The following is a 17,133-nucleotide window of genomic DNA, read 5'->3' on the forward strand; positions in this document are numbered from 1 at the left end:
TGTCTGTCTCACTGTAAGATGTATCGTTCTGATATTGATGGCCTGCGTGCCATTTCCGCCCTGGCAATTTTCGCCTTTCACCTTGGTATATCGGGGTTTTCAGGCGGATTTGTCGGGGTTGATATTTTCTTCGTCATTTCCGGCTATCTGATCGTTCCGCGCATCGTGGATGGTCTGGAAGCCGGAAACTTCTCGCTGGCCGACTTTTTTGAGCGCCGCGCCCGGCGCATCCTGCCCGCCCTGTTCCTGATCATCCTGTTCTCGCTGGTGGTCGGGTTCTTTATTCTGGGCCCGCGGGAATTCCATGAACTGGGGCTCAGTGTTTTTGCCACACTGGCCTTTGGCGCCAACTTCTTCTTTCATGACCGATCCGACTATTTTGCTGACGCGGCCCATCAAAAGCCGCTGTTGCACGCATGGTCGCTGGGGGTCGAGGAACAGTTCTATATCCTGATCCCCCTTATCCTGATGGGGGTATGGTGGGCGTTTCGGTCCTCAAGGCGCCTGTCGCTGCGCCGGATGGTTCTGCTGATTACGGTGGCGTCATTCCTGTATAACGTGGTGTTTGTGCGGCTGGATGAATCCCACGCCTTTTATATGCCCATGTCCCGGTTCTGGGAGTTGGGCCTTGGCGGTTTGCTGGCCCTGTATACGCGGGATCAGGTTTTCGGGCGCGGCTTGAGCCGTGCGGCGGCGGCTTTGGGGCTGCTGCTGATCGTTGTTTCCATCTTCCTGATTGACGACCGGGTCCGCTATCCCGGCGAGGCGGCGCTGCTGCCGGTTCTGGGATCGGCGCTGCTGATTTTCGCAGGGCAGGGCATATCCAATCCGTTGTCGCGATTTCTGGGGGCGGCCCCGTTCCGCTATGTGGGGCGGATTTCCTATTCGCTCTACCTGATCCACTGGCCGATCATCGTTTTTGCCCGGATTTACCTGTCCCGCCCGCTGGAGCCGCTGGAACAGGCGGTTCTGTTTGTCTTTGGCGTGGTGTGGGCCATTCTGTCGTGGGAGTTTTTTGAAAAAGCCATTCTGGCCCGTGGCAAGCTGGCCTTCCGGCCGGTCTTTACCGGTTTGGCGGCGGTCGGCGTGGCCATGCTGGTGCTGAGCGGTGTGGTGGTGCAGACCGACGGCCTGCCGGGGCGAATGAGTGACCGTTCTGTCGCCCTGATCCAGTCGCTGGAGCAGGAAAAGCAGGCGACCCGCAAGGCGGTCTGTGATGAGACCGTGACCTTTGGGGATGACCGCTTCCGCAAGTTCCGGGGCTGTCAGGTCGGCCCGGAGGAGGGAAGCCGGGTTCTGTTCTGGGGTGATTCCCATTCCGGGATGGTGTTCAAGGCCTACCGGGCCTTGCAGGAGGAAGCGCCGTGGCAGGTCTTGTCCGTGGGAATGCCCGACTGTCCGCCCATCGTGGACATCGTGACCACCCGCCGGAAAAACCGCGAACTGTGCCCCGGTTATGTGGACCTGATCGTGGATCACATCGAGAAAAACGGCGTTGAGGTTGTGGTGCTGGGAAGTCGCTGGGCCAATCTGGCATCGGATTTCCGGGCACCCGGCGATGGCGGCCGCAGCCATACCATCTTTGATACCCGCAATGAAAACAGCGTGATGGACCTTGGATCGGCCCTGATCCGCACCATCGACCGGATTGAAGCGGCCGGGGCGCGGGTGATCGTGATCGGTCCAGTTCCCGAAATCCAGTTTCATGTGCCCGACACCCTGATCCGCACCTGGAGCGGGATCGGAGACCTGCCGCTGGTCCGCCGGGAGGATTTCGACGACCGGCAATCCCGCGTTCTGGCGGCCCTGAAAAGGATCGAAATACTGGGCAAGGCAACGGTGATCTATCCGCACCAGATGCTGTGTGACGACGTTTCCTGCGATGTGACCCGCAACGACAAGGCCCTATACACAGACGATGACCATTTGAGTGTGGAAGGCGCCCGCGCTATAGTTGATGAACTTGTCACCCATTTTTAGGGAGGGACCGGTTTGCACCATTCATGCTTTTTCCTGACCTTGGGCCTTGTTGTTCTGGGGGCCATCCCGTTCAGCGCAGCAGAGGAGGTCCGGGTAACGGTCACAACCGAGGACTGCGCCCATATCAGTCGCCATGTGGCCCGCGATGATGTGACCTATCAGGCGGGGCGGGATGTTTCCGGCAGGCCGGTTGTCCCCGCCGATCTTGACGGGCCGCAGGTGCAGTTCCCCGAAACGGTGATCATTGACCTGTCCCTGCCGCTGGCCGATTTGTTCGAGGGCGGAAATCCGCCTGTCCGGGCCTTGCGAAACGCTGATGTTGAATTGGGGCGCATTGACTATCATATGCAAACGGGGCGGATAACCTTCAACGGTCAGGTGCTTGCGGACCCGGCGCTGAATGCGATCGCGGCGGAATGCCGGAAAAGATATGACCTGTTGGAAAAGTGACCGGTGGCAAGTTGCATAACCCTTGCAATCTTGCCAAATCCCTTTAAAAGTCTTGCAATAAAACGACCGTTTTAATGCGCCAGATTGGCGTGAACGGATCGGGTAACAGTTCAACAACCAAGAGATTTCACAGAGGACTCCATGCGTCTTTCCCGATATTTCATGCCTACCCTGAAAGAGGATCCAAAAGAGGCGCAAATCGCTTCGCATCGGCTGATGTTGCGCGCCGGAATGATCCAGCAGTCCTCTGCCGGTATCTATTCATGGCTGCCACTTGGGAACCGTGTCCTGAAGAATATCGAGCGGATCGTCCGCGAGGAACAGGACCGCGCCGGTGCCCTTGAAATCCTGATGCCGACCATCCAGCCTGCGGATTTGTGGCGCGAGTCGGGTCGGTATGACGACTACGGCAAGGAAATGCTGCGGATTGTGGACCGCCATGACCGGGACATGCTGTACGGTCCGACCAACGAGGAGCAGGTCACCGATATCTTCCGCTCCCACGTCAACAGCTATAAAGACCTGCCGCTGAACCTGTATCACATCCAGTGGAAATTCCGCGACGAGGTTCGCCCCCGGTTTGGTGTCATGCGCGGACGGGAATTCCTGATGAAGGATGCCTATTCCTTTGATCTGGATTATGAAGGCGCCAAGATCGCCTATAACACCATGTTCGTGGCCTATCTGAAGACCTATGCGCGGCTTGGCCTTCAGGCTATTCCGCTGCGGGCGGATACAGGCCCCATCGGCGGTGATCTGTCCCACGAGTTTATCATTCTGGCCGACACCGGCGAGAGCGAGGTGTTCTATCACAAGGACATCCTGAACCTGAAAACACCGGAAGGCGACCATACACCTGAGGAGCTTCAGGCCCTTGTGGATGAGTGGACCAGCTATTACGCGGCTGCCGATGAAATGCACGATGCGGACAATTGCGGCGTTGCAGAAGGCGACCTTGTTGCCCGGCGCGGGATCGAGGTGGGGCATATCTTCCACTTCGGCGAAAAATACTCCAAGGCCATGGGCGCCACGGTCATGGGGCCGGATGGCAAGGAAATCACCGTTTCCATGGGGTCTTACGGCATTGGTGTTTCCCGTCTGGTTGGCGGCATCATCGAGGCCTGTCACGACGAGGCCGGCATTGTCTGGCCGGAAGAGGTTGCGCCGTTCAAGGTGGGCCTGATCAATCTGAAATCCGGCGACGAGGCCTGCGATGCAGCCTGTGAGGATTTCTACGCCAAGCTGCAGGCCGCCGGGATCGAGGTTCTGTATGATGACACGTCAGACCGGGCAGGCGGCAAGTTTGCCAAGATGGACCTGATCGGTGTTCCCTATCAGGTGACCATTGGTCCGCGTGGCCTGAAAACAGGCGTTGTTGAATTCAAGACCCGGAAATCCGGCGAGAAAGAGGAGATCACCCCCGAAGCCGCCCTGAACCGGTTGGTGGGCTGATCTGGTGTTTTCCCGTTTCGAATGGATGATGGCCCTTCGCTACCTGCGCGCCCGTCGGCAGGAAGGGTTCATTTCCGTCATTGCCCTGTTTTCATTCCTCGGGATTGGTCTTGGGGTGGCAACGCTGATCATCGTCATGTCCGTCATGAACGGGTTCCGGGCCGAATTGCTGGACCGGATCCTGGGCATGAACGGCCATTACGAGGTTCGGGCCCCTGAAAACGGGTTGCTGACGGATTATGAACCACTGGTAGAGCGGTTGTCCGTCGTGCGGGATGTGGTTCGGGTGACCCCTATCGTGGAAGGACAGGTGATGGCCGCTGCCGGCAAGCAGGCCAGCGGCTCCCTTGTTCGCGGCATGAGCGGCGAGCAGCTTCGCAAGCTGACCGTTCTTGCAAGCTCTGTTCCGCCGGGGGCACTGGACAAGTTCGACCGAGGCGAAGGCATTCTTCTTGGGTACCGGTTGGCCCGGTCCCTTGGCATTCGAACCGGGGATCGGATCAAGCTGATTTCCCCCAATGGCACCTCGACCGCGTTTGGGACGGTGCCACGGGTCAAGACCTATGAAATTGCGGGCCTGTTCGATACGGGCATGTATGAATATGACAGCGGCTATATCTATATGCCGCTGGGCGAGGCGCAGAAATATTTCAAGCTGGGCGACGGGGTCACCGCGCTTGAGGTGTTTGCAACCGATCCCGACCGGGCCCTTGCCATTCGGGCCGATATTATTAACGCCGTCAATGTGCGGGCCTTTATCTATGACTGGCAGCAGTCGCGGGCCAGTTTTTTCAACGCGCTTGAGGTGGAACGGAACGTCATGTTCCTGATCCTGACCCTGATCATTCTTGTGGCCGCCTTCAATATCATTTCCAGCCTGATCATGCTGGTCAAGGACAAGGGCCGCGCCGTTGCGATCCTTCGGACAATGGGCGCGACCCGGGGCATGATCATGCGGGTTTTCTTCATTGCGGGGGCCAGTATCGGGGTGACGGGAACCCTGTTCGGCTTTTTGCTGGGCATTGGTTTTTGTGCCAATATTGACGGTATCAAGCGCCTCATCGAGGGACTGACCGGGGCGGAGCTGTTCTCGGCTGAAATCTATTTCCTGTCCAATTTGCCGGCCAAGGTGGACCCGTCCGAGGTCACCGTGGTGGTGATCATGGCACTGGTGATTTCGCTGGCGGCGACCATTTACCCGTCATGGCGGGCGGCTCGTCTCGACCCGGTGGAGGCCTTGCGCTATGAGTGATGCAATCCTGACACTGGATAATGTGGGCCGGGTTTTCCGGCAGGGCGGAACCGATTTTGCCGTGCTGGTCGATATCAACCTAGAGGTCAAGGCCGGCGAGATTGTCGCCCTGCTGGGCCAGTCTGGTGCGGGCAAATCGACGTTGCTGCACACGGCGGGCCTGCTGGAGCCACCAACCACGGGGCAGGTTCTCATCAACGGGCAGGACTGTACCCGGACATCGGATCGCAAGCGGACCGAAACCCGGCGCCGGGAAATCGGTTTTGTGTACCAGTTTCATCATCTTCTGCCGGAATTTTCCGCTATTGAGAATGTGATGATGCCGAACCTGATCGGGGGGACGCCGAAAAAGAAGGCTTATGCCAATGCGCGGCATCTTCTGGTGTCCATGGGGCTGGAACATCGGCTGGATCACCGTCCGGCCAAGATGTCCGGCGGCGAACAGCAGCGGGTCGCCATTGCGCGGGCGCTGGCCAATCATCCATCCCTTCTTCTGGCGGACGAGCCGACAGGCAACCTTGACGAGCAGACGGCAGAACTGGTGTTCCAGAAATTTGTCGGCCTTGTTCGGGAAAAGAATGTCGGCGCCCTGGTGGCCACCCATAATCTGGAACTGGCAAAGCGCATGGACCGGATCGTCATGGTGCGCGATCATCGACTGGTGGATGCCTGAACGGCCTGACTGTTTAAAAGATTTTTCTTTATAAGTTTTTCAACATAAGCCTCTACAAATACACCACTTTCCTGTAAACTCTCCTCCCGGTTTCGTCAGATCGCCCTTTTTCCCAAAGGGCACCGAAACCGATCTCAGGGGGACTGAATGGGACAGGGGAAACCGTGGTTTGCAGCGATCAGGCGAAAGCTCCGGCCGCTTCTTTGGGAGATGGCGGTCTATTCGTTTTTTGTGAATATCCTCGCCCTTGTCATTCCCTTGTTTGTCCTGCAGGTCTACAACCGGGTTGTGGCCTTCGGGGCCATCACCACTTTACAGGGACTGGTGCTGGGGGTGGTTCTCGTACTGGTCTTTGACTTTCTTCTTCGCCAGATCCGCAGTCGCCTGCTTCAAAAGGCGGCCATGCGCCTTGATATCGGGATCGGCGAGGCGTTGGTTCGGAAAATCTGGTCCTTGCCCCTCCGGGTTCTGGAAAGCCGGCCGTCTTCCTATTGGCAGGGGTTGTTTCGCGATGCGGACATGGTGCGCAACACGGTGGCCGGGCCGCCCTTTCTGCTGTTGATCGACTTGCCGTTTTCCCTGTTGTTTGTTGGCTTGATCTTTGTCATTGCCGAACCGGTCGCGTGGGTGTTTGCCGGGGTCATCCCGGTTTTTATCTTGCTGGGGGCCATATCGGCCCGGTCCGTCAGTCGGGTCAGCAACGATGAAAAAGACGCCCAGCGCCGCCGGGACAGCCTGATTGGCGACATGATCGACAACCGGGGCACGGTTAAGGCGCTGTCTCTGGACCGGGGGTTGCAACCGCAGTGGGAAAAGGTCCATGCCGATGGGGTGGAAAGGGCCCTGCACCGCGGCATGAACGTGGATTTCTTTGCCAATACGGGCATGATTTTAACCTTGGCGACAACGGTCCTGATTACCAGCTTTGGGGCCCTTGCCATCATCGACCAGAAGCTGAGCATTGGTGCCCTCATCGCTGCCAACATGCTGTCCAGCCGGGTGATCGGGCCGTTCAGCCAGCTTGTCGGCGGCTGGAAGGGGTTCGCCATGTATCGGCAGGCCCGCCAGCGTCTGGATGATGTGATGACCCTGCCGGAGGAAAGACAGGAAACCACCATTGATCTGGACAAACCAGCGGGGGAGATCCTTCTGGAAAATGTCTGTTTCCGGTACCGCGCCGATGGGGACCCGGTGCTGGAGGGATTGGGCGTGCGTTTCGCCCCGCGTGCCGTTCATGTGATCATGGGGCCAAATGGCGGCGGCAAAACCACCCTGATCAAACTGTTGACCGGCCTTTACAGCCCCGAAAGCGGGCGTGTTCTGCTGGACGGGGCCGACCTTGGCCAATTCACCCGCCGTCAACTTGCCGGTTGGATCGGCTATGTGCCGCAAAATTCCGTTCTGGTGGACGGCACCATCCGCGACAATATCACCGGGAAAAGGCCCGACATTTCCGACCGGGAGGTTGTCGAGATTTGCAAGGCCGTCGGCCTTCACAGGATCATTTCCGATTACCCGGACGGGTACGGTACCCCGGTGGGAGAGGCTGGCGGGGCGCTGTCCGGTGGCATCCGCCAGCGCATTGCCATTGCCCGGGCGCTGATCGGCCATCCGCCTGTCCTTATCCTTGATGAACCATCGGCCAGTCTGGACCGACCCGCCGAAAATATGTTGAGAGACCTGCTAAAGAATCTATCACAAGATCATACAATTATTGTTGTTTCCCATTCACCAACCTTACTGAATATGGCCGATTATCTGTATCTTCTGGATCGTCGGCGCATGGTGATTTCCGGCCCCCGCGAAGAGGTTCTCAATCACATCAATAGCCTGCAGGCAGGGGCTGCCGCGGCGGACGGCACACGAAACCGGAGGGCAAATGTATGAGCCGGTTTTCCGGGCTGGAGAAAAAATATCCGCTGTCATCGTGGCGTCTGTTCGGGCTGGTTATCATCGCCCTGATCGCGGGGTTTCTGGTCTGGGTGAATTTTGCTGAATTCGAGGAAGTCGCCGTCCTGTCCGGGGAGGTGGTGCCACAGGACCATGTGAAGGTGGTCCAGCATCTGGAAGGCGGGATCATCCAGAAAATCCATGTGCGCGAAGGAAGCCGCGTGGAGCAGGGCGCGCCCCTGATGCAGCTTGACCTTGCGGTGAACGCCATCAACGAGGAAGCCCTTAAAATCCAGTTGGAAAGCCTGCGGATCAAGCGAGCCCGACTGATTGCCGAAAGCGAGGGGGCAGCCCCCGTTTATCCTGCGTCTTACCTGCCGGGTATCGGTGCCGTGCTGGAGGCCGAGAAAAAGACCTATGCCTCGCGCATGGCGCAGTTGGAGGCAAAGCGGAAAATCATGGAGGAAATCGCCACCCAGAAGGCCCTGGATGTGGAGCAGTTGCAGCTTAAATATGCGGCGCTGAAATCCGATCTGGCGGTATCGCGGCGGAAATTCGCCATGTCACGGGAATTGCTGGATGCGAACCTGACCCCGAAGATCGAGCATCTGCAACTTGAAATCGAGCTGACCCGACTGGAAGGGGAGCTCAAATCCCTGAAACCGGCCCTGCCACGGGCGGAGGCCGCCGCCAAGGAGGCACGCGAGCGGGTGCGGGAGGAGGAACTTGGCTTTCGGCGCATGGCGTTTGACGAATTGGGCGCGACAGAACGGGAAATTGCGCGGCTGAAGGAGCTTCTGGTCACCGCCGGGGAACAGGTGACCCGCACCACCATCCGCAGCCCCATAGACGGTATCGTCAAGAATTTGCGGATCAACACGGTTGGCGGCATTGTCCGGCCGGGGGATGCGGTGATGGATATTGTCCCGTCCAGCGACAAACTGGTGGTGGAGGCCCGCCTCAATCCCGCCGACCGGGGATTTGTTCGCGTCGGGCAGGAGGCCATGGTCAAGCTGACCAGTTATGATTATTTCACCTATGGCGGATTAAAGGGCAAGGTTGCCAATATCGCGGCGGATGCCTCCAGCGATGAAAACGGAAACCCCTATTTCAAGGTGATTGTTGAGACGGACGAGGTGCAGGGGCCGGATCAGGGCGGGTTTCTGGTGACACCGGGGATGCAGGCCCTTGTCGATATTCATACGGGGCGAAAGCCGGTTATCGACTACCTGTTACAGCCGGTCCTGAAGCTCCGGCATGAGAGTTTCAGGGAGCGCTAGAAAGCAAGGGAGAGCCGGGTGAAGACAGGGGGCGTAAAGGGGCCGTGATGCGATTTTTGCGTAGGCTGTTATCGTTGCTGGCGGGAACCAACGGGCAAAGGGTGGCCTGGGCCGTCCTTGTTGGCATCCTTGCCATCCACAGCATCAACTTTCCCCTGATCGAAGGAATTAGAAACCGCTCTTTCGATTTATATCAAAGACTTGCGCCGCGACCTTCACTTGAACAATCACCTGTTGTGGTGGTTGATATCGACGAAAAAAGCCTGTCCGAAATTGGGCAATGGCCGTGGGGGCGGAATGTCATGGCGGCACTTGTCCAGCGCCTGACCGAATCCGGGGCCGTGGTGATCGGTTTCGATATGGTCTTCTCGGAGGAGGATCGGTTGTCGCCGCCGCGGCTGGCCCGCCAGATCGTCGGGCTGGAGCCGGACATGCGGGAGCGGCTGGCCGCGCTGCCGGATACGGACCGGATTTTTGCATCGGCGATTGCGCGAAGCCGGGTCGTGCTGGGCGGATTTGTCAGCAACGAACAGACCGGGGGACAGGAAGCCTCGCTTGAGCGGATAAAAAGCATCAACTGGATGGGGCAGAACCCGTCCCTGTTCGTCAAACGGTCCGCCCGCTATGTGGGCAATGTCCCGGTTCTGGAAGCGGCGGCGACCGGTCATTCCAACTTTACGCTGGATAACGATTTTGACGGGGTGATCCGCCGCATTCCCCTGTTCAGCCGGGTGAATGAGACCCTGATCCCCATTTTGGGTCTGGAAATGTTGCGGGTGGCGACGGGAAAAAGCGTCCTGATCCGGGCCGGGGAACAGGGCATCGAGGGGGTGGTCATTGCCGGCACCCTGATCCCGACCGATGGATATGGCCGGATGTGGATCCGTTTTTCCCGGCGGGATGAAAGCCTGTATCTGTCTGCCGCCGATATCCTGTCAGGCCGTATCGGACCGGAGCGGGTCGCGGGGCGCCTTGTGCTGATGGGAACCTCGGCCACGGGGCTGAAGGATTTGCGATCCACCCCGGTTGAGGCCGTTGTTCCGGGGGTGGAAGTGCATGCCCAGATGCTGCAAACGGTCCTGACGGGCAACCACCTCTATCGCGGCGACCTGATGCGGGCGGTGGAGTGGCTGACCATCCTTGGGGCGGGGCTGCTGCTGATTATCGTGTCTCCCTTGCTGGGGGCAACGGCAGCCTTCACCTTTTTGCTGGGGATTGTGGGGGCGTCTTCGGGGCTTGCCGCCTATCTTTTTCTGGAAAAGTCGATCCTGATGGATATCACCTTCATCGTGGGGTCGTCGGTCCTGTTATTCTTTGTGTTGGTTTATTCCAGCTTTCGGTCCGTCGAGGAACAGCGCAGCCAGATCCGCAGTGCCTTCGGCCATTACCTGTCGCCGGAACTGGTCGACCGATTGGCGCGGGAGCCGGACAAGCTGAAGCTCGGCGGGGAGGTACGAACCCTCAGCTTTCTGTTTTGCGACATTCGGGGCTTTACCGAGATTTCCGAAACCTATGACGATGACCCGGAGGGACTGACCCGGCTGATCAATGACTTCCTGACCCCCATGAGCAATATCATCATGCGTCACGGAGGCACCATCGACAAATATATGGGCGATTGCATCATGGCCTTCTGGAATGCCCCCATGAGCGACCCTGATCACGCCCTTCATGCGGTGCTGGCCGCACGGGACATGCAGCGGGAACTGATGAGCTTGAATTTCCAGTTACAGAAAAACGCCGAGGAGGCAGGCCATGTCTTCACCCCAATCAAGGTGGGGATTGGTATCAATACAGGGTCTTGCGTCGTCGGCAATATGGGATCAGAACATCATTTTGATTATTCCGTTCTGGGGGATGCGGTCAATCTGGCCTCCCGCCTTGAGGGGCAATGCAAAGCTTATGGGGTGGATATCATCGTCGGCGACCAGACTGCACAGGCCGTGGAGGGGATGACGTTCCTTGAACTGGACCTTCTGGCGGTAAAGGGCAAGATGCAGGCGGTCCGTATTTTCGCCTTTCTTGACGAAAAGAGGGAGGATAGCCGGGCGAAGGCGGTGGGAGAGGCCTTTTTCCCCCTTCACAATCGGTTTTTACATGCCTATCGCGCGAAGCAGTGGGCGGAAGCGCGGGGTCTGCTGTCCCGTTGTCTTACCCTGCGCCCGGACCTTGCCACCCTGTATGAAGCCTATGACGAACGCATTACTGAATTCGAGCAACGGGACCCCGGGCCGGATTGGAAAGGCGTGCACAAGGCTGCCTACAAATAGTTATTACCAACACGGGTTTGATTAAAAATTTTTTCTATTTTAAAGGCCCACCCTTTCGTTTAAGATAAAGTTAATATTAGAAGGGGGCTGGGGGAAGGGTCCTGATGGGGAGTAGATTATTGAAACGGCAAACAGGTCGTCTGACATCCATTTGTGTGGGGATTGGGGTTCTTGCGGCGGTTGGCGCAGCACCCGTCCATGCAGAAACGCTGGAGGAAGAACTCCGGTATCTTCTGGAAAGTCATCCACAACTGGATGTCCGAAAGGAAAACCTGACCGCCGCCGAAGAGGGGGTGGACAGTGCCTTTTCCGGCTTTTTGCCACGGGTGACCCTGAACGGGGATGCCGGGTGGGAACGGTCCGAAAACCCCGTGCTGGACGCCACGGATGAATCCCCATGGAATACGGACCGATACCGGGCCGGGATCGAGGTCCGGCAGAATATCTATCAGGGGTTGCGCACAACCGCAGAACTTGAGGCCGCCGAAAAAGGGCGGGAGGCTGCCGATATCGATCTTGCCTTCGTCGAGCAGCAATTGCTGTTTGAGGGGATTACGGCCTATGTCAATGTGGAGAAATTTACCTTTCTCCGCTTTCTTGCCATGGAGAACGAGAAAACCCTGAAGCAGCAGCTTCGGCTTGAGGATGAGCGGGTGCAGCGCGGAGCGGGGATTGAGGTGGATGTACTGCAGGCAAAGTCCCGCCTGCAACGGGCCATTGAGCGCCGGGTTGGCTTTGAAGGCAACCTGAAAGAAGCGCACGCAAGATACCTGCAGGTTTTCGGAAAATCCTCGGAAGGGGCGCAACTTGCCGAAGTGGTGCCGCCGCTTGACCTGTTGCCCGCCTCGCTGGACGACAGTCTGGAACGGGCCCTTGGAAACAATCTGCAAATCCGGAACGGCCGGGTACAAAGCGAGATTGCCGAAACCGGAAAACAGGTTGCGGCTTCCGGCTATCACCCCACCGTGGATGCGGTTGCCCGCTATAACTGGGAAGAGGATGTGGACGGCTCCATCGGGGTTGAGAAAAACCTGTTTGGCGGGGTCGAACTGAACTGGGAGATTTTCTCAGGCTTCCTGACCGATAGTCAGGTGGGGCAGGCCGCCGCCCGTCACAATTCAACGCTCGCCAACCTTCGCTATATCCAACAGAAGGTAGAGGAAGAGGTTCGGGTTGCATGGCGGTCGCTGGAAACCGCGCAGGAGCGGGCGGACCTTCTGGAAAATGCCGTCAATATCGCCGCCGAGGTGTTTATCGCCCGCCAGAACCTGCGGGATGGCGGCAAGGAAACGGCTATCAATGTGCTGGATGCGGAAAATGAACTGTATTCCGCCCGGATTGCACAGGTTGGGGCCTCCTATGAGGCGCGGCTGGCCGTGTTCCGGCTGCTTTTGGCCATTGGTGAACTGACACCGGACAGTCTTGGCGTCTAAGCGTTAAGGGCAGGGGCGCCGCGTCGGACTTTTCAGGAAACGTCCCATAAGAGGGTGTGTTTGGTGAAGATTGTGGCTTTGTGAATATGTGTATAAAATAATATGCAATTTTTAATAAATTGATCTGTGGAATTTGTTTCATTCAAGGAATTCAAACAGGGGGGCTGCCGGTCTGTAGCCTTGGGACGCCCCGCTCAATGCCGGAGAGAAGGCCGTGATTAAAGAGACAGCGATATCCCCCGTTCATGAAGGATCAGAACCGGACATTCAGGCCGCAAGCTGGGATTTTCAGGGAAACGAAATTCTGGTTCAGATGCCCTATAAGGGTTTTCTGTTTGATGCGGATTACGCCCGGGATGGTCAGGATCTTGTGCTGACCGACGATCATGGCCGTGAGGTGGTGGTGGATGGATATTTTACCGTCCAACCGGCGCCCGATCTGGTCAACAGTGACGGTGCGCGGGTAACCGGGGATTTTGCAACTTTGCTGGCGGGGCCGGGACAGGTGGCGCAGGCGGGCCCCTCCGGGGATGCGGCCGCCGTTTCGGTTGGCACGATCGAGACCCTGGAGGGGGTTGCAACCGTTCGTCATGCGGATGGCAGCAGTGAAACCCTGTCGGTTGGCTCCAAGGTCTACCAGAATGATATTATCGAGACCGGCAGCGGGGCGTCCCTTGGGGTGCTGCTGAAGGACGGGACGGTTCTGGGCGTTGGGCCGGGGTCCCGCATGGCCATCGACAGTTTCGTTTATGATCAGGCTTCGACAGATGGCAATCTGGGATTATCCTTCCTGAAAGGGGCGGTTTCCTTTGTTTCCGGCAAGATTGCCAAGAACGATTATGATGATGTGAGCATCAAGGTCCCTTACGGGTCGATCGGTATTCGCGGCACTGAATTTGTGGTGGAAATTGCCGCCGATGGCACCACGACCGTCTTCGTTCTGGACGGGGCCGTGGCCTCCATCGCCGGGGGGCAGGAAATTGTGCTCGACCCCGGTGAATATGTCAGTCTGGGCGCTGCCGGCCTGTCCGATGCGGCGCAAATCGCCATTGCGGCCATCGAGGCGCGGTATGGCTCCTTGCTGACGGTCCAGCGGAATACCATTATCATTCGCGACCAGCGCGAGGGAGAGGATGACGCCGACCTGAATGTCGCGCCGGAAGCCGGGGGGAATGCCACCCCCAGTGAGGGGGATGCGCCCGGCGATGGGGGCGATGGCACTGATCCCGGACCGGGAGAGCGGGAAACCCAAATTCAATTGGATGAATATGCCCCAATCCTGAATGTGGGGGAAATTGGTGATTTTTCTGAATTGGGAACGGTGGGGCTGACCTCCTTGCGCAACAGTCTCAGCCAATTCCGCATTCCGGATGATGATCAGTATTTGCTGACCCTGACCACCTTTATCGGGACAGATGGGGATGACCTGATCATTGGCGGGGATACCAACGATTTTATCAGCGGGCTGGGCGGCAATGACACCCTGATCGGGCTGGGGGGCGATGATATCGTCCTTGGTGGATCGGGGAACGACTTCATTTATGGCAGTCCCGGGGATGACTCCGTTGATGGCGGCACCGGCAACGATGTGATCGAGGGCGGACAGGGAAGCGCCGATATCCTGCTGGGCGGGGCCGGGAATGACCTGATTTACGGCGATGTGGCCAGCCAGTCGGGCGCGGTGATCGGTGATCATGATACCCTGCGAGGGCAGGCAGGCGATGATACCCTGATTGGCGGCGGCGGCAATGACATCCTTGAGGGCGGGACCGGGAACGACCTGCTGGACGGGGGGCGCGGCGATGACATCCTGCTGGGCGGGGCCGGAACGGATACGGCCCGCCTGACCGGCTCGATTGAAGATTATCGGTTCACGGTGGACGGGCAGACCTTTACCTTGCGAAATCTGGAAACAGGCGACCGCGACCAGTTGGAAAGTGTGGAGAACCTCCTCATTGGCGGAGAGGCCTATTCGCTGGTTTCTGTCTCGCTGAACGGGGACGAGACGGTTCGTGAAGGGCGGGCCGCAGATTACAGCCTGAGCCTTGGCGGGGCGGAATTGCAGAACGGCCAGACATTGACCGTGCAGCTTGATCTGGACCTGCTGGGCGATGTCGGGACAACCCCCGTGCAGGATATCTTCCGTGCCGCGCTGCAATCGGCGGCGGACGGGACGGATGGGGTGACGTTTGATGGCGTCGATACCCTGACCTTCAGCGCCGGGGCCACCGGGCTGGATTTCAACCTTGCCTTCGATAATGACACGGTGATTGAAGATGCAGAGATTTTCCGCATCCGCATTGGCGATATGGATGGCACGTCCGGAACCGGCATGGAGGTCCTGCCGGTAACAGGAAGCAGCAGTGTCACCACGGGCCTGTTCGATCGCACCAACCAGCCGCTGACTTGGGGGTTGGAGCAATCAGACACCACCGTTCAGGAAGGGGAGACCATCCGGTTTGATATTGACTGGGGCGGTATCACCCTGTCGGAAGGGCACACCCTGTCCTTCGATCTGGCCTTTTCGGGCGAGGCCTCCGGCAACGAGGATTTCGTCCAGAGTTTCCTTGGCGCCCTTGAGCAAGCGGTCCTGGCCACAACCGGGGTCAGCCTTTCCGGCACCACCATCACCTTTGACAGTACGGCCGAAAGCAGTTTCTCTTTTGCCCTTGAGGGCCTATCTGATGGTCAGGTCGAAGGGGATGAGAGTTTCTCCATCACCTTGTCCAGCCCGCGGATCGACGGCAATCCGGTTGCGGGAAGCGAGCCTGTCAATCTGGAGACCGTGCTGGAGGATGCGGACACGCTGGTCTTCTCCCTTGCCGGACAGGATCAGGTCACGGAAGGGGAGGATATTCTGTATACCCTTTCCTGGGCCGGGGAAATTCCTGCGGGCGAGACGGCCTTGGTCACCTTCAGCCTGACCGATATCACCACCAGCGGCGGGGATCGCTACAGCCTGAAATCCACATTGCTGGAGGCGGCGGGTCAGGTCGATGGGGTCACTTATGACGAGGCCAGCGGCGGGTTGATCATTACCGGCGGGAATGAAGCCCTGTCCAGCCTCTCCATCGTTCTGAAAACAAAGAATGACTCGCTGGTTGAACTGAACGAGAGCCTTTCCCTGAGCATTGAAACCGTAACCCTTTCCAATGGCGGGTCCGGCGGGATTGTGGATGGGGAGGTGACGACCACCATCGTGGATGAGGACCCTCTTGTCCTGTCCTTCGGGGGTGCCTCGCAAGTTCAGCAGGAAGGCAACAGTGCAGTCTTTTCCGTCGTGCTGGCCGGTCTGGCCCTGTCGGCCCTGCCAGCAGGCGGGTCGATCAGTTTTGATGTGGACCTTTCTTTCGGGACCGCAGACGGGACGGATATCATTGGCGATTTGTCCCAGTCCCTGCAGGGGTTGCCGACCGGTGTTACGGTGACCGGAACGGGGAACCAGTTGACGATTACCGTTGATGATAGGGTAGATTTTACCAATGGTCAGTTGACCCTTGATTTCAGCCTGCCGCTGAATGATCAAGACGGGCCGGAAGCCGATCAGGACTTCACCCTGTCCCTTGGCAATGTGGTGTCGGATTTGATCCCGGTCCAACTGGGCTTGGATGCCCATGTGGTGACGATTGAGGACCCGACATACGGTGCCAACCTGCCCACTGAAGGGCCTGATTTCATTCTTGGCGGTCCGGGGGATGATTATATCTCGGCGCTGGGCGGGAATGATACGGTTTATGGGGATGTCGGGCATGACCTGATCCTTGGGGACGAGGGGGATGACAGCCTGTTTGGGGAAGGGGGCCATGATACCCTTCGCGGCGGACAGGGGGACGATACCCTTGTGGGCGGCGCAGGGAACGACAGGCTGATCGGCGGCGAGGGGCATGACCAGATGCTCGGCGGCGACGGAGAGGATACCCTGATCGGGGGCGAGGATGGCGGTGCCCCGGATTATGGGGAAAATTCCCTGAGCGGCGGCGCTGGAGACGACCTTCTGCAGGGCGCTGATGGGGCCGACTGGCTGATGGGCGGTGCGGGGCTTGATACCATGACTGGCGGCGCAGGCGCCGACAGCTTCTGGTTTGATGGCGTCGGTGATATTGCCTCGGTTGCCGGAAACGGCGTTTTTTCAGGGGCTGCCGATGTGATCACGGATTTCGAGACCGGTCAGGACAAGGTGCATCTGGACCCCTATGGTTTTGCCTTTGACGGCGGATATGATCCGACGGATGATTTCCTGACCACCATTGGCATGGCCGCCTATGATGGAACCAACGTGGATTATGGGGATGGTCAGGACACCGGCGAGGCCAAGGTCATCTTCGATGGCACCACCCTCTATTATGACGAGAACGGTTCCGGTGAAGGCTATTCGGTTATTGCCCGTCTTGATACAGGCGAAATAACCGGGGCGGATATCTCAACCAACAGCGCTCTGGCATAGGCCGCATCC

10 protein-coding genes are annotated in these 17,133 nt (G+C 58.4%); all 10 read left to right on the top strand.

What is annotated here, in order from left to right; translation table 11 throughout:
• Window positions 1-18: 18 nt before the first annotated feature.
• The 10 genes from FQB27_RS11850 (at window position 19) to FQB27_RS11895 (ending at window position 17,124) form a co-directional block, all read left to right on the top strand.
• Window positions 19-1,980, top strand: coding sequence for an acyltransferase family protein (locus FQB27_RS11850; RefSeq protein ID WP_169561247.1), 1,962 nt, complete (start codon window positions 19-21; stop codon window positions 1,978-1,980).
• 12 nt (window positions 1,981-1,992) lie between these two features.
• The gene (locus tag FQB27_RS11855; protein WP_169561248.1) at window positions 1,993-2,430 is read left to right on the top strand and encodes a hypothetical protein; all 438 of its coding nucleotides are present in this window, start codon (window positions 1,993-1,995) and stop codon (window positions 2,428-2,430) included.
• 141 nt (window positions 2,431-2,571) lie between these two features.
• On the top strand, window positions 2,572-3,882 hold the full coding sequence (proS, locus tag FQB27_RS11860) for a proline--tRNA ligase (RefSeq protein ID WP_169561249.1): 1,311 nt from the start codon (window positions 2,572-2,574) through the stop codon (window positions 3,880-3,882).
• A 1-nt stretch (window position 3,883) separates the two neighbouring features.
• A complete protein-coding gene (locus FQB27_RS11865) occupies window positions 3,884-5,134 on the top strand; it encodes a lipoprotein-releasing ABC transporter permease subunit (protein ID WP_348540533.1) in 1,251 nt (416 codons plus the stop codon).
• Window positions 5,127-5,807, top strand: coding sequence for an ABC transporter ATP-binding protein (locus tag FQB27_RS11870; RefSeq protein WP_169561250.1), 681 nt, complete (start codon window positions 5,127-5,129; stop codon window positions 5,805-5,807). The genes FQB27_RS11865 and FQB27_RS11870 overlap by 8 nt, the downstream gene beginning before the upstream one ends.
• 147 nt (window positions 5,808-5,954) lie before the next feature.
• Window positions 5,955-7,694 (top strand): peptidase domain-containing ABC transporter, encoded by a 1,740-nt coding sequence (locus FQB27_RS11875; RefSeq protein ID WP_169561251.1) that lies wholly within the window; start codon window positions 5,955-5,957, stop codon window positions 7,692-7,694.
• Window positions 7,691-8,977 carry an HlyD family type I secretion periplasmic adaptor subunit gene (locus tag FQB27_RS11880; RefSeq protein ID WP_169561252.1) on the top strand — a complete coding sequence of 429 codons (1,287 nt, stop codon included), beginning with the start codon at window positions 7,691-7,693 and terminating at the stop codon, window positions 8,975-8,977. Before FQB27_RS11875 ends, FQB27_RS11880 begins: the two co-directional genes overlap by 4 nt.
• Before the next feature lie 47 nt (window positions 8,978-9,024).
• Window positions 9,025-11,247 carry a CHASE2 domain-containing protein gene (locus FQB27_RS11885; RefSeq protein ID WP_169561253.1) on the top strand — a complete coding sequence of 741 codons (2,223 nt, stop codon included), beginning with the start codon at window positions 9,025-9,027 and terminating at the stop codon, window positions 11,245-11,247.
• Window positions 11,248-11,366: 119 nt separating this feature from the next.
• Window positions 11,367-12,680 (top strand): TolC family protein, encoded by a 1,314-nt coding sequence (locus FQB27_RS11890; protein WP_169561254.1) that lies wholly within the window; start codon window positions 11,367-11,369, stop codon window positions 12,678-12,680.
• 214 nt (window positions 12,681-12,894) lie between these two features.
• Window positions 12,895-17,124 (top strand): FecR domain-containing protein, encoded by a 4,230-nt coding sequence (locus FQB27_RS11895; protein WP_169561255.1) that lies wholly within the window; start codon window positions 12,895-12,897, stop codon window positions 17,122-17,124.
• Window positions 17,125-17,133 lie beyond the last annotated feature (9 nt).

Source organism: Sneathiella chinensis (assembly GCF_012720115.1).
Lineage (GTDB): Bacteria > Pseudomonadota > Alphaproteobacteria > Sneathiellales > Sneathiellaceae > Sneathiella > Sneathiella chinensis.

Bases quoted from the DNA above. Each gene is read 5' to 3' on its own strand.
- FQB27_RS11850 (WP_169561247.1), top strand. From the start codon at position 19: ATGTATCGTTCTGATATTGATGGCCTGCGTGCCATTTCCGCCCTGGCA.
- proS (WP_169561249.1), top strand. From the start codon at position 2,572: ATGCGTCTTTCCCGATATTTCATGCCTACCCTGAAAGAGGATCCAAAA.
- FQB27_RS11870 (WP_169561250.1), top strand. From the start codon at position 5,127: ATGAGTGATGCAATCCTGACACTGGATAATGTGGGCCGGGTTTTCCGG.
- FQB27_RS11875 (WP_169561251.1), top strand. From the start codon at position 5,955: ATGGGACAGGGGAAACCGTGGTTTGCAGCGATCAGGCGAAAGCTCCGG.
- FQB27_RS11880 (WP_169561252.1), top strand. From the start codon at position 7,691: ATGAGCCGGTTTTCCGGGCTGGAGAAAAAATATCCGCTGTCATCGTGG.
- FQB27_RS11885 (WP_169561253.1), top strand. From the start codon at position 9,025: ATGCGATTTTTGCGTAGGCTGTTATCGTTGCTGGCGGGAACCAACGGG.